This window comes from Paraburkholderia sp. EB58 (assembly GCF_050436665.1).
Taxonomy (GTDB): Bacteria; Pseudomonadota; Gammaproteobacteria; order Burkholderiales; family Burkholderiaceae; genus Paraburkholderia.
Genome location: NZ_JBNDMQ010000004.1, coordinates 105421 through 119097, shown reverse-complemented (window position 1 = coordinate 119097; position 13677 = coordinate 105421). Strand labels below are relative to the sequence as shown.

At 62.0% G+C, this 13677-nt stretch carries 10 protein-coding genes and 1 pseudogene; 8 read left to right on the top strand and 3 right to left on the bottom strand.

Annotation, left to right across the window (positions count from 1 at the left end):
• Positions 1–6: 6 nt before the first annotated feature.
• Positions 7–1584 (bottom strand): DUF1302 domain-containing protein, encoded by a 1578-nt coding sequence (locus P3T40_RS07705; RefSeq protein WP_429267094.1) that lies wholly within the window; start codon positions 1582–1584, stop codon positions 7–9.
• Positions 1585–1718: 134 nt separating this feature from the next.
• On the bottom strand, positions 1719–2549 hold the full coding sequence (locus P3T40_RS07700; protein WP_429267093.1) for an SDR family oxidoreductase: 831 nt from the start codon (positions 2547–2549) through the stop codon (positions 1719–1721).
• Between the two features lie 75 nt (positions 2550–2624).
• On the opposite strand from P3T40_RS07700, the gene P3T40_RS07695 reads away from it, so the two are divergent.
• The 8 genes and pseudogenes from P3T40_RS07695 to P3T40_RS07660 all read left to right on the top strand — a co-directional run bounded on the left by P3T40_RS07695 (position 2625) and on the right by P3T40_RS07660 (position 13428).
• Positions 2625–3617: an alpha/beta fold hydrolase gene (locus P3T40_RS07695; protein ID WP_429267092.1), complete on the top strand. Its 993-nt coding sequence runs from the start codon at positions 2625–2627 to the stop codon at positions 3615–3617.
• Positions 3618–3684: 67 nt separating this feature from the next.
• Positions 3685–4470: an SDR family NAD(P)-dependent oxidoreductase gene (locus P3T40_RS07690; RefSeq protein ID WP_429267091.1), complete on the top strand. Its 786-nt coding sequence runs from the start codon at positions 3685–3687 to the stop codon at positions 4468–4470.
• Between the two features lie 8 nt (positions 4471–4478).
• A complete protein-coding gene (locus P3T40_RS07685; protein ID WP_429267090.1) occupies positions 4479–4868 on the top strand; it encodes a nuclear transport factor 2 family protein in 390 nt (129 codons plus the stop codon).
• A 16-nt stretch (positions 4869–4884) separates the two neighbouring features.
• Positions 4885–5406 carry a transferase hexapeptide repeat family protein gene (locus P3T40_RS07680; RefSeq protein ID WP_429267089.1) on the top strand — a complete coding sequence of 174 codons (522 nt, stop codon included), beginning with the start codon at positions 4885–4887 and terminating at the stop codon, positions 5404–5406.
• A 315-nt stretch (positions 5407–5721) separates the two neighbouring features.
• Entirely contained in the window at positions 5722–6147 is a 426-nt protein-coding gene (locus tag P3T40_RS07675) for a DUF3830 family protein (RefSeq protein ID WP_429267088.1), read from the top strand.
• Between the two features lie 348 nt (positions 6148–6495).
• On the top strand, positions 6496–7734 hold the full coding sequence (locus tag P3T40_RS07670) for a sensor histidine kinase (RefSeq protein ID WP_429267087.1): 1239 nt from the start codon (positions 6496–6498) through the stop codon (positions 7732–7734).
• Positions 7735–8373: 639 nt separating this feature from the next.
• Positions 8374–8502: pseudogene (locus P3T40_RS07665) on the top strand (ESPR domain-containing protein); the annotation flags it as partial.
• Positions 8503–8532: 30 nt separating this feature from the next.
• Entirely contained in the window at positions 8533–13428 is a 4896-nt protein-coding gene (locus P3T40_RS07660; RefSeq protein WP_429267320.1) for a beta strand repeat-containing protein, read from the top strand.
• 120 nt (positions 13429–13548) lie between these two features.
• On the opposite strand, the gene P3T40_RS07655 is transcribed toward P3T40_RS07660, so the two are convergent.
• Positions 13549–13677 (bottom strand): MFS transporter small subunit, encoded by a 129-nt coding sequence (locus P3T40_RS07655; protein ID WP_429267086.1) that lies wholly within the window; start codon positions 13675–13677, stop codon positions 13549–13551.

The following is a 13677-nucleotide window of genomic DNA, read 5'->3' as shown; positions in this document are numbered from 1 at the left end:
ACAGCGTCAGAACGAATAAGTTGCGGTCCCGAGCACGTAATCGCGGTCTGCCAGCGGCGTGTTGACCGGATTCGGAGTCCCGAGGAATTTCGCGTACACGAGGCCGAGCTTCAGGTTGCTTAGGTGCGTAAAGGTCACGCCTACCGTCACCCGGTGATCGCCCACGCCGGTGAGCGAGCCGAGCGCACCGTCGAGCGCGGACTTGCCGGTGAAGTCGTCCGCGTAGGTCAGCGGTACGTCGAGGTCCCAGCCGTTGAATACGTTCATGTAGCTGAGCGTCCACGCGACTTCATAGGCGGCAGAATTGCGTGTGTTGGTCAACTGCGAGGACCCCATCACTGGTGTGATATTGCCTGCGTGCACATACGACACTTCGGCGACGATGGTTTGCGAAGCGGCGAGGAAAGTCGGCCCGATCGAGTAGATCGCGGACAGGTTCGATTGCCACACGTCGCCGCGCGTCGCGGTTGCACCGGCAGGCGTATTCACCAGCACCGCGGCGCCTTGCCGATATGAGGTTTCGCCCGCCACGTTCACGCCCGACAGATCGGTCGAAAAGCTCAGGCCGGTGAGCTTGATGTGGTCGAAGTATTTTTCCTGGTACTGCAGCGTGGGGTAGTAGCTCGTTACGACACTCGGGTTCATGTCGTTGTAGTGCAGGTAGTACGCGCCGATTTCCGTGTCGCCGAAGACGCGCCAGCGTGCGCCCAGGCCCCACTGGTCGTCACCGTTCGGCCGGATATCATTGCCGCGCGGAATGCGGATGCCGCCTGGGCCGATGATGTATTGCGCGCCGGGACCGACGACGTCCGAGTAGCTCCAGTAAGCACCCGGCGGCACCAGCTGGTTGGGCTCGAAGGCAAACTGGTAGTAGCCGAGCAGGCTGAAGTTTGGCGCCAGTTGCCATTGCGTCGAAATCTGCGGCACCGGCAGCAGGATGTCCTTGACCTCCGCACCGGCCACATACGAGGCGGTGGCATTCGCAGGCCCCTGGGCACCCGCGATGTTCGGAAAGAACACGCTTTCGCCCCATGCGACGACCTGGTCCCCAACCTTGACGTTCAGGCTCGTGCCGCCCAGGTGGATCGTGTCGTACGCGTAGGCGGCGAGCAACTGCGGATAGCCGCCGGCGAAATAGCTCGTGTCGCTGGTGAACTGGTTGTACGTGCCGCCGTGGTTGACGGTATATGGCGCGTCGTTGTCGTTCGGATGGTGGTACGCCTGATCGTAGAACACGTTCGCGCGCACGAAGACCCCCCAGTCGTCGTGCTTGAGGTTCACTTCGCCAAGCAGGCTCACCTGGTTTTCCATCAGCTTGTCTTTTGCGAAGTTGCGGTCACCGTCGTCGCCGTTGATGTTGGCGGGCGTCAGCAGATCGCCGCTTGGCGTACGGGTGCGCATGCCGAGACCATAACCGAGCGTGAAGGTGTAATCGAGCGTGGTGTCGGTGCCCAGATTGATGGTGTCGCCGGCCCAGGCCGGTGCGGCCAGCGTGGCCACCGAAATGGCCAGCACGGCAAGCCTGCAAGCCGCGCACACTGAACGCATTGTTGGTGCGCGCTCTTGTGTTCCCTTGATCTGCATCCTGTCTCCTCTGTAGTCACGTCTGAAATTTGTTGTGATCAGAGGTTAGGGGGCGCGTGCCAACGGAGAATCGTCAAAACGGACTAGTCGCTTGCCCCAGGGCGTCCCAGGGTGCGATGGTGAGTGCGCATGGTTTAGGACTGCACGGCGAATGATTGCTGGCCGGTTGCTGCAAGAAACGCCGGGATTTCGCCGCCGCCTTCGAGTATCAGATTGCTGCCTGATGCATAGGCCGCGTGGGGCGATGCGAGGAAGAGACAGGCGGAGGCTATGTCTCCTGGGGTTGCAAGGCGGCCTGCCGGAATCGTGGCGTTTACGCTGTGCAGCGCGCTGACGTTGTTATGGTTGCCGAGGTGTCCGCTGGTGGCCGCTTCGGTCTGCACGAGACTCGGACTCACTGCACACACGCGCACCTTCGGCGCCCACTCCACCGCAAGCGAGCGGACTGCGTTCAGGATGCCCGCCTTCGCTGCGCCGTACGCGGCTGTGCCCGGTGATGCGCGCAGGCCGCTGACGCTACCGATAAACAGCAACACGCCGCCCGTTGCCTGGCGTTGCATCAGTGCGTTGGCTCGCTGCGCGAGTTGCAGCGGCGCCAGCAGATTGAGACGGATCACCGCTTCGGTAAAGCGCGGCGAAGCCTGCGCGGCGAGTGCGAACGGCGCACCGCCGGCGTTATTGATAAGCACGTCGAGCCGTCCGGCTTCGCGTTCGATCTGCGCGAGCAGGGCATCCAGTGAGTCGATGTCGCGCACGTCCGCGCCGATAAAACGAGCTGTGCCGCGGGCGGCCTGCGGAACGACCTCTGGCGCGGTGCGCCCGCAGACATAGACCGTTGCGCCTGCATCGAGAAACGCTTGGGCGATACCGGCGCCGATACCCTTCGTGCCGCCTGTCACCAGCACCACCTTGCCGCTGAAATCGAATGCTGCCGTCGCATTTCCCGCGGTCGCTCTCGTTACCATGTTTGCTGTCTCCGTCTGATCGAGTTGGCCCGATGGTAGGAGAAATGCCCGCTGGCCTCGTAGTCTGAAAAGACGATGCGCCACCGGGCGGCCACGCAGATGATGGTCTCGCTGGCGAACCTCACACCCACTGCTGCGCTGCTGCTGGCGCGGCGCGAGATCAGGAGACACGCGCGCATGACCGCTACGCCCACCGAGTTCAAAGCGCCGCAGGCGCTCAATGTGCCGGAAATTCCAAAGTCGTCGAATTTGCCTATCGGGATTTTCACTGAGGCACCCGGCGGCTTGAGGTTGCATCATTTCGAAGCAGGCAGTGGCGCGCCGGTCGTGTTCATTCACGGCAGCGGGCCCGGCGCGAGCGGCTACAGCAATTTCAAGCACAACTACCCGCAGTTCGCGGCAGCCGGCTACCGGGCAATTGTGGTCGATCTGCCGGGCTATGGCGCGTCGTCCAAGCCGTCTGACGTCGCCTATACGCTCGATTTCTTCGTGGCCGCCCTACGCGCCCAGTTGAGCGCGCTGGGTATCGGCCGCGCGACGCTGCTAGGCAATTCGCTCGGCGGCGCGATCGCGTTGCAGTACGCGCTCGATTATCCCGATGATGTGGACAGCCTGATCATGATGGCGCCCGGTGGTGTCGAGGAACGCGAGACTTACTTCCGGATGGAGGGCATCCAGAAGATGGTGTCGCTCTTCACCAACCGGCAGATGAACCGCGGCACGATGCGGCAACTGCTCGAATTGCTGGTGTTTGACCGCAGCCTCGTGACGGATGCGCTCGTCGACGAACGGATGCAGGTGTGCGAACAGCAACCCCCCGAAGTGCTATCAACCATGCGGGTCCCGAATCTCACCTCACGCCTCGCCGAAGTGCGCTGTCCGGTGCTCGGCTTCTGGGGCACGGACGACCGCTTCAATCCGGCCGGCGGCGCGTCGCGTTTCCTGGAGCATTGCGCCGACGCGCGCTTCGTTCTGATGAATCGCTGCGGCCATTGGGTGATGGTCGAGCATCGGGACTATTTCAATCGCGAATGTCTGGAATTTCTCGCGGAGCGGCGCGCCAGTTGAGGCATGCTTCGGTTGGCGGCACAACGATGGTCGCTCGAGCGGCAAACATAACTATCACGGAGACGGTATGACATTTCCCCAGCAGCTGTTTGACATGAGCGGCAAGGTGACCGCGATCACCGGCGCGGCACGCGGCATCGGTGCGCAGACGGCGCGCACGCTCGCGGCCGCGGGTTCGGCGGTCGTCGTGCTCGACCTGCTCACCGAAAACGGCGAGCAACTTGTCGCCGAGATCAACGAGGCAGGCGGCAAGGCGGCGTTCTGGCACATGGATGTGACGCAGGAGACCGAGGTGGCGCGCGTGTTCGGTGAAATCGCCACGCGCTTTGGACGGCTCGATGCGCTCGTGAATAACGCGGGCATCGAAGGTGCCAATCTGCCTACCCACGAGATGACGCTGCAGCAATGGCAGAAAGTGATCGACGTGAACGTGACGGGGGTGTTCCTGTGCACGAAGTACGCGATTCCGCATCTGTTGGCAGCGGGCGGCGGTTCGATCGTGAATCTGTCTTCCATGTACGGCCTCGTCGGTGGTCCGGATGTGCCGGCCTATCACGCCTCAAAGGGGGCGGTGCGTCTGATGGCGAAGACCGAAGCCATGCTGTACGCGGCACAGAATATTCGCGCCAACTCGGTACACCCTGGGTTCATCCGCACGCCGCTGCTCGAAGAAGCGTTTGCGAAACTCGGCGACCCCGAGCAGATCTTCGCGCACATGAAGACGCTCGTGCCGCTCGCGAAAATCGGCGATCCGCAGGATATTGCCGCGGGCATCCTGTACCTGGTGTCGCCAGCCGGTCGCTATGTGACCGGCACGGAACTGGTGATCGACGGCGGCTATACCGCACGCTAGGAACCAGCATGAATACCAGTGAAAATATGAAAGCGCGCCTTCTTGAGTACATAGAAGCGTTCAACGCGGACGACGCGCAGCGCGTCGTCGCACTGTTTGCCGATGAGGCGAGCATTGAAGACCCGGTTGGCACGCCGGTGAAGCAGGGCAAGAGCGAGATCGCGCAGTTTTACGGCTATGCGACCTCGCTGGGCGCGCGCCTCGAACTGGTGGCGCCGCCGCGTGGCTCGCACGGCAGTAGCGCGACCATCAGCTTTCGCGTGCATACGGTCATGGAAGGACAGCCGGCGCATATCGACGTCACCGACGTGATGGATTTCGACGCAGCCGGCAAGATCGTGCGCATGCGTGCGTATTGGGGACGCGACGACTATCACGTCGCGGGCGGCGCAGCCTGAGCGAGGGACTCGGGCAATGACCCTGTATGCGTTCAAGGGTGTGAGGCCGCGCATCGATCCGCTCGCCTATGTGCATCCGAGCGCGGTGCTGATTGGGGACGTCTCGATTGGCCCGCATTGTTATATCGGCCCGCATGCGAGCTTGCGCGGCGATTTTGGCCCGATCGTGGTGGAGCGCGGCAGCAACGTGCAGGATGGCTGCGTGCTGCATACAGGTATCGGCAACGCTTGTCGGCTCGGTGCGGATAGTCATATCGGACACGGCGCGATTGTCCACGGTGCGACGCTCGAGCCCGGCACGATGGTGGGGATGAACGCTGTGGTGATGGACGGCGTCGTGCTCGGTGCGGCCTCTATTGTGGCCGCCTGCGCGTTCGTCAAGGTGGGCTGGCACGTGCCACCGCGCGTACTCGTAGCAGGTGTGCCCGGTCGCGTGATCCGGGCACTTAGTGACGATGAAATCGCCGCGAAAGCTAGCGGAACGCGAATTTACCAGCAGCTGGCGCATGATTGCTTGCAGACACTGCGCAGAGCCTGATTGAGCGTGGCGTGCCGTGCCGTAACTTGACTTGATGTGCGGTCTCCATGCAGCGCAGCGGGGCGCCCCCGCGGCGGCACCGCAGCACCGCGCATTTGGCACGTCGCGCGCCGCCGTTGCCAATGCCGTTTAAGCCTGTCAGGATGGTCCGCGAATGCCTGGGCGCGGCGCGTGTCCAGGGCTTCCTCCGGCTTGCGCTGCCAACAATTGGCCTGACCGGCGCCGCCGAAACTGTATCTGTCGGCGAGCGGCCTTCGCCCACAAAATAACGGCCGGCCGACCATCCCTTCAACCTGACCAAGCGGACAGACTGCAATGACGCGACTTCGAATCACCTCCTGCGGCCACGAATTTCTCGCCGAGACCCACCCGGACGCGCCGCAGACGGTGGCGGCCTTCCTGAAGCTTCTGCCGTATCGCCAGAAGCTGATCCACGTTCGCTGGAGCGGTGAAGGCTGCTGGGTGCCGCTCGGCGACTTCAAGCTGGAGAACGACGGCAAGGCCGTGGGCTTCGAAAATCACACGAGCCATCCGTCGGTGGGCGACATCCTGTTTTACCCCGGTGGCTATAGCGAAACCGAGATCATCCTCGCCTATGGCTCGTGCTGCTTTGCCAGCAAGATGGGGCAACTGGCCGGTAATCATTTCCTGGCTGTCGTCGAAGGCAAGGAACGTCTGCGCGAACTCGGCACCAAGGTGCTGTGGGAAGGCGCACAAGACGTGTTGTTCGAACGGGTCTAGTCGCGGCTTGCCTGCGAGCGTCCGCTAGACCGAGGGCGATATCGCAGGCCGCCTCCCACGCATGGTTGAGGTGGGTCGAATCGAAGAAGGAGAAGGCGGCCTGCGCGGTCGCCGTGATGGATTCGTCCGGTCCGCTCCTCGTCCGCTGTTTTGCGCGGATAAACTAGCGGTGCAGGCGGCGAAATCCATTTGAAAGCCAGTCGTGCGCGGGCAAAATTGATGTTTGCCGCTGAGATCGCGCATACTGAGGCGTGACCGGTCGTGCGGAAAGGAAATGGACCTTGCCCTCGACATGCCTCCGGCCATGTGTCACCCATTCTCCTTCTTCGTGGCGGCAGGCCCTGATTCATGCCCGATACTCAACTCCGTCCGCTCCGCGCATTTGCCGAGAGCCTTCGCCTGGAACAGGTCAACCTGACCGAGCGCTGGATGAGGGCTGTGTTCCATGACATCGAGCTGAGCGACGCCGACCGGCTGACGTATGAGCAACTCTCCGACCACATTCCGGCCATTCTCGAGGAAATCTGCAGCGCGCTGGAAGACCAGGATCTCGATCAGGTCGAGCCGGCTATCGAGCGCAACGCGCGCAAGCACGGCAAGCTGCGCTGGCGGCAGGGCTATCGGATCGACGAACTGGTACGCGAACTCGATCTGTTCCGGCAGATGCTGGCCGGTCAGATTGTCCAGTTCAGCGAATCGCGGCCATTTTTTACACGCCGTCATGAGGAGCGTGCACGGCACTTCATCGACGAGGCAGTCAGCTTCGTCACCCTCACTTCGATTCGCGAAGTGCTCACCGAACGCGACCGGAAAATCGACGAATACACCGGACAGCTGGAACGGGCGAATCACGAACTCACCTTGAAGCAGAAGCTGGTAGGCGATCTGTACGAGTCGCGCATGCAAATCACACGTAGCGTCGTACATGATCTGCGTAATTTCCTGAATGTCTTTTCGATGGCGCTGCAGCTGATGTCGCGCGCGCCTGCAAAGGTCGAAGCGGCGCTTGCGCTCGCTAACCGCCAGGCGGTCGACATGAAGGCGTTGGTGGACGAACTGGTCGAATATTCGGTCGTGCTCGGCGATAGTCATCAACCAGCTGTGGAACGTTTCGAATTGCGCGGTCTGTTCGACGAACTGGTGGCCTCGTGCAGTCCTGCGATTGAAGCCAAAGGCTTGCGTTTGAGTCCTTCGTTCGATGACGCTTTGAGCACGATCGTGTCGAACCGGCTCAAGCTGAAACAGGTGGCGCTCAACCTGCTGACCAACGCCGCGAAGTACACCAAGGTGGGCCAGGTCGAACTGGCGATGACGGCGGACGGCGACCATCAATGGCGCTTGCGGGTCTCGGATACCGGCGTAGGGATCGGGGCATCGGATCGCGAGCGGGTGTTCAAGGAATTCGAGCGGGCGACGGAAGACGATATCCCCGGCGCGGGCCTTGGACTTGCGATTGTCCGCGAGTTGACCCGAGTGCTGGGCGGGCAGATCCGCTTCGACTCGAACGAGGGCGAGGGGACGAGTTTTGAGATTACGTTTCCGGTGGGGCTCGATGCGCGCGAGGGAGGCGAGGGGGAGCTTGCGTGAGTTGTTTGGTATCCATAGTAAGTTGTCGTGTTGTTGAATTGTCGTCTTTGGTTGCTGGCTGGTTGCGTGTCATAGAAACCCTACATCTTTGCCGATGTGGGGTTTTTTCTTTGGTCGACCCGGTATGAAGCGACCTGGCGGGTAGTACAGGGGTACCACCTCATGGCCTTCCCTTTTGACGATGATGTTGGCTGTGGGATGTGTGCTGTGTGACACGCGTTGGCCGTTTGGCCAGGCTGAACTCCCGGGTCGCTCCCGATAGACTGGAATCAGACGGAATAGCGCACGTCACCTCGAGCTGGTACCGACCTTGTCCGCACCCGCATCGCACCGGGCGGCTGGACCTGTGAGTTCATGCGCTTGCCCACGACTGCGCTGTTCGAATCTAGTTTAAGAGTTTTCGTATATCTCATTTCGCTTGATTGGGATAAAAATGGGTGTGTTTGCCTGAATGGGATGAAGAGCCGGTTCAGGTTTCGGTGTGAGTGAGGAGGCGCTTCGTTGCGCGGCAGAATTTCGGATGTTCGCGGGGTAAGGGAGTCTTAAATATTTTTCCATTTCAGTTGTTCGTTTAGGAATCCATAAGAAATATCGGTCCCGTCTGGGATGAGTTGATCGTATGAGAGGAAGGGATAAATCTTGAATCAGTCTTATAAAACTGTATGGAATGCGTCAGCCGGCACATTTGTGGCTGTCGCAGAGAACGCGAAGGGACGCGGGAAGAAATCGTCTGGGCGCAAGGCTCGGAATGTCACGCTGCTGGCGGCTGTAGCGGCATCGGGCAGGGCGCTGCAAGTCATGGCTCTTTCGTCATTGACGGCCGCGGCGGCGATGTTCCCAACGCAGGCGTTTGCAACTGCCAGCGGCAGTTCTCTTCCCGACGCGGTGCTTCTTTCTGCGAACGGCGATACGCAGCAAACGGATCGGGTGACGTCGCCGTTGCTCTCCTCAACTCCGGCCAGCTACGTCGCCGTAACCGGCATGAACGACGGCACGGATCAGGCACCGGTTGCAGCCGCTCAAGGGGCCATTGCCATCGGGTCAAACGCCGTCGCAACGGTTGGCGCGGGCGGCGGTATCGACCCAATCGCGATTGGGCGCGGCGCCCAGGCGGGTAGCCAGGGCTGGACTGGCGCCATTGCACTGGGCGGTGTTTCGTCGGCGTCGAATGACGGCATTGCGATCGGCGAGGGCGCTTCGGCAACAGCGGCTGGAACCGCAGCGGTCGGCCGCGGCGCTGTAGCCAGCGCGAGCAACGCCATGGCTCTGGGCAAGTATTCGACTGCCAGCGCGAACAACGCCGTTGCTTTGGGTCAGGGGACGGTGGCGAGGCGCGCCAATACGGTTGATGTGGGTTTGCGCCAGATTACGAGCGTGGCGGCGGCGACGCAGAATACCGACGCGGTCAATCTGGCCCAGCTCAAGGCAATGGGTGCGAACGTGGACAGCAGCGGCAACGTATGGAGCAACTTTGTCGCGTACGACGACATGACAATGAATACGCTCACGCTGAAGGGCGCGAACGGTACGAAGATCACGCGTCTTGCCGCCGGCACCGTAGCGGCGGGCAGCACGGATGCAGTGAACGGCGGGCAAGTGTACAGCGTGGCCAACAGCGTGGCCGCCGCGCTGGGTGCCGGCACGGTGGTGAACCAGAACGGCACGGTCGGGACGTCGGGTTATGTGATCGGCGGCATGACATACAGCAACGTGGGCGGCGCGCTGGCGGCGCTCAACGCGGCCGTTGGGGATCCGTCTAGCGGCTCGAAGTACGTCAAGGTGCTCTCGACCGCGAGCGGGTCGATGGCGACCGGCGCCGAAGCGATCGCAATTGGCGGCAGTGCCTTTGCCGCCAGCAACGACGCGATCGCGCTCGGTTCGGGCGCGCGTTCCATGTACGCGGACTCGACGGCCATCGGCGCGAACTCGTCGACTACTGCAGCCAACACGGTGTCGGTGGGCAGCAGGGGGGCGGAGCGTCGCATCACCAATGTGGCAAGCGGTACCAATATGACCGATGCGGCGACGGTCGGCCAGGTGTATGACATTCTGAACGCTACAGATTCATCGACGGCCAGCCAGCTCAAAGCACTGCAGACGCAAGTCGCGCAGGACGTGTCGCAAACGGGCAATGTGAAGTCGACGCTGCTGGGTGCGGCCCCGGTGACGAGCTATATCGCCGTGAGCCCGAATGTTGTTCAAGGCACTGCGACGACGGCGTCGAACGATCTGAACGCCATGGCGATCGGCCCGGCCGCCGCAGCGGCCGGCATCAACGCGCTAGCGGTGGGCGCGGGTTCGGCCGCGGGCAGTTCCGGTTCGACTGCAGTGGGTTCCGGGGCAGGCGCACTCTCTCCGAATGCGACGGCAATTGGTACGGGCGCGTCCGTTGCCGTAGCGTCGGATGGCTCCGTTTCGATCGGTTACAACGCGCGTTCAGCTGCGATCAACGCGCTGTCGCTCGGCACCACCGCCAGCGCCGGTGCGACCAGTTCGATTGCTATTGGCTACAACGCGTTCGTCAACACGGGCGCCACGAATTCAATGGCGCTGGGTACCAATGCGTCGGCTAGTGCAGGCGGTTCGCTCGCTTTGGGCAACGGCTCGATAGCGGATCGCGTCAACGTGGTCTCGGTGGGCAGCAGCACGCAGCAGCGCCAGATCGTCAATGTGGCAGCCGGTACGCGAAATACGGACGTCGTGAACGTCGGTCAGCTCGTTGGTGTGATCTCCGCCATCGGCGCCGGCGCCACTGTGAATCCGGATGGCACGATCCAGCAACCTTCGTTCAACGTCAATGGACAGACCTACACGGACATTGCTTCGGCCATTTCGGCTGCGGCTGCCGGTTCAGTTGACGCCGTAACGTACAACACGTCCTCGCATAGTACGGTGACGCTCGGCGGCGCGGGCTCAACTACGCCGGTGCTGCTCACCAACGTGGCAGCGGGTGCGCAGAACACCGATGCGGCTAACGTCGGCCAGTTGAAGAATCTGGGTGCCAACATCGACACGGGTGGCAATGTGACGAACAGCTTTGCCGCCTATGACGACGTGTCGCAAGACATGATCACGCTCAAGGGTGCAGGTGGTACGAAGGTCACCGGTCTGGCAGCGGGGAGTTTGTCGGCATCGAGCACAGATGCGGTGAACGGTTCACAGCTGTACCAGACGAACCAGGACGCTGCAAACCTCGCGGCTAGCGTAGCGAACGTTACAACGAACGTGACGAACATGAGCAACACGGTCAACAACGTTGTCAACGGAGGTGGTATCAAATACTTCCACACTAATTCGACGCTGGCTGATTCGTCAGCAACTGGCATGAACGCGGTTGCAATCGGCGGTAACGCCAGCGCAACGGCTATCGGGTCGGTCGCGCTGGGCAGCGGCACGGTTGCGGATCGTACAAATACCGTCTCGGTAGGCAGTAGCACGCAGCAACGCCAGATCGTCAATGTGGCAGCAGGTACGCAGGATACCGATGCAGTAAACGTGATTCAGTTGAAGACCCTTGGGGCCAAAATGGACTCCAGCGGCAACCTGCTCAATAGCTTTGTCGCATACGACGATTTGTCAAAGAGTAAAGTGAGCTTCGGTGGCGTTGGTGCAGGAGTGCCAGTCACGCTCACGAATGTGGCCTCCGGCGCGGTGAACGCGGGCAGCTCTGACGTGGTGAACGGCTCGCAGTTGTACGCACATGCGGCCAGCACGGCGGCAGCATTGGGCGGCGGGTCGAAAGTCAATGGGGACGGCACAGTAAGCGCGCCGGCTTACACCATTGGCGGCAACACCTATAACGACGTGGGCGCAGCGCTGGCTGCTGCGGTCACGTCGGGCACAGCCGCGAGTGCGGATGCGGTGATGTACGACTCGAGCGCGCATGACAGCGTGACGCTAGGCAATGCCGGCGCGCCCGTGCGGATTACCAATGTCGCAGCAGGGAGGCTGGCTGCCGACAGTTCCGATGCGGTCAATGGCGCGCAGTTGTACGCCACCAACCAGAATGTCGCGCAGAACACGAGCGACATCGCGCAAAACACAGGTGCTATTGCGCAAAACACCGGCGACATCGTGCAGAACACCACCGACATTGCCCAGAACACCACCGACATTGCCCAGAACACCACCGACATTGCCCAGAACACCAGCGACATTGCCCAGAACACCACCGACATTGCCCAGAACACCAGCGACATCGCAAAGAACACTGGCGATATCACCAACCTCGACACGCGTGTCACGACGGTCGAAGGTTCGATCACGAACCTGACCAACGAGATCAACACTGGGACAGTGGGTCTTGTGCAACAGGATCCCACCTCGCGCGATCTGACCGTCGGCAAGGACACGGACGGCACGCAAGTCGACTTCACGGGTACAGCCGGCGCGCGTGAATTGCTAGGCGTCGCGGCCGGCACGACCGACGGTTCCGCGGTCAACGTGGGCCAGCTCAAGCCTCTTGTCTCGGCGTTGGGCGGCGGCGCGCAGATCAACGCTGACGGCTCGGTGACGGCGCCCACCTACCACGTGCAGGGCGGCACGCAGACCACGGTGGGCGATGCGCTTGGTTCGCTCGACAACGGTTTGACGACTCTGCAGCAGGACATCGCCACGGGCAATATCGGTCTCGTCACGCAAGACGCGGCAAGCCGTACCATCAACATAGGTGGAGCGACGGACGGCACGCTGATCAATCTGGCCGGCACGGCGGGCAATCGTGTCGTGACCGGTGTCGCGGCCGGGGCGATCAATGCCACCAGCGCGGACGCCGTCAACGGCTCGCAACTGTATGCGCATGCCGCGAGCACGGCGGTGGCGCTCGGTGGCAGCTCGACCGTGAACGCCGATGGCACGATCACGGCGCCGAGCTATAGCGTCGGCGGCACGGTTGTAAATAGTGTCGGTGGCGCAATCAGCAATCTCGACGGCCGCGTGACGCAGAACACCAACGACATTGCAAACCTGCAAACCACGGTCGGCTCGATCAGCGGAACCGTGGCCAACGCGGTGCAGTACGACAGTTCCGCTCATAACTCGGTCACGCTGGGTGGCTCGTCCAGCGCGCCGCCGGTGAAGTTGACCAACCTGCAGGCCGGGACCCTATCGGCGACCAGCACCGATGCTGTTACCGGCGCGCAACTCTGGACCACTAACCAGCAGGTCAGCGATCTCACGCAGGCCGTGCAGAACGTGCAAACGACCGGCACCATCGGTATCGCGACCAATACCGGCGGAGTCCCGGCGGCGGCAACCGGTACGAGCTCTGCCGCGATCGGCGGTGGTGCAACCGCGAGCGCAGCGAACTCGGTCGCCTTCGGCCAGGGTTCGCTGGCCGACCAGCCCAATACGATATCCGTCGGATCAGCGGGCAACGAGCGGCGCATCACCAACGTCGCAGACGGTCTCGCGCCAACAGACGCTGTCAACATGCGCCAGTTCGAGTCGGGCATGAGCGATATCGCACGCAACGCCTATAGCGGGACGGCATCGGCGATTGCGCTGACAATGATCCCGGACGTCGATGCGAACAAGAACCTCGCCATCGGTGTGGGTACGTCGGGTTACAAGGGCTATCAGGCGGTGGCGGTGGGTCTGTCGGCTCGCGTGACCCAAAGCCTGAAGGTCAAACTTGGCGCCGGTATCAGTTCAGCCACGACGACGGTCGGTGCCGGCGCGGCGTACCAGTGGTAGGGCGGTGCTAGCGCGTTGAGCGAAACGTCAGGCGCAAGCCGGTGCGCCTGACGCTGAGTGACCAAGGCTGAATCCCCCCACGCGTCCTTTACGTGGGGTGGCTCTTCCTGGTCGCTGCAATCAGCCAAACAGCTTCACCGCTTGCAGCAGCGTATTGACGACGCCCCATGCAAGCGGAATCAGCACATACAGCCAGAAGACGGCGAGCTTGACCGTAGAGGTGGACTGGGTAGTTTGAATCGTGCTCAT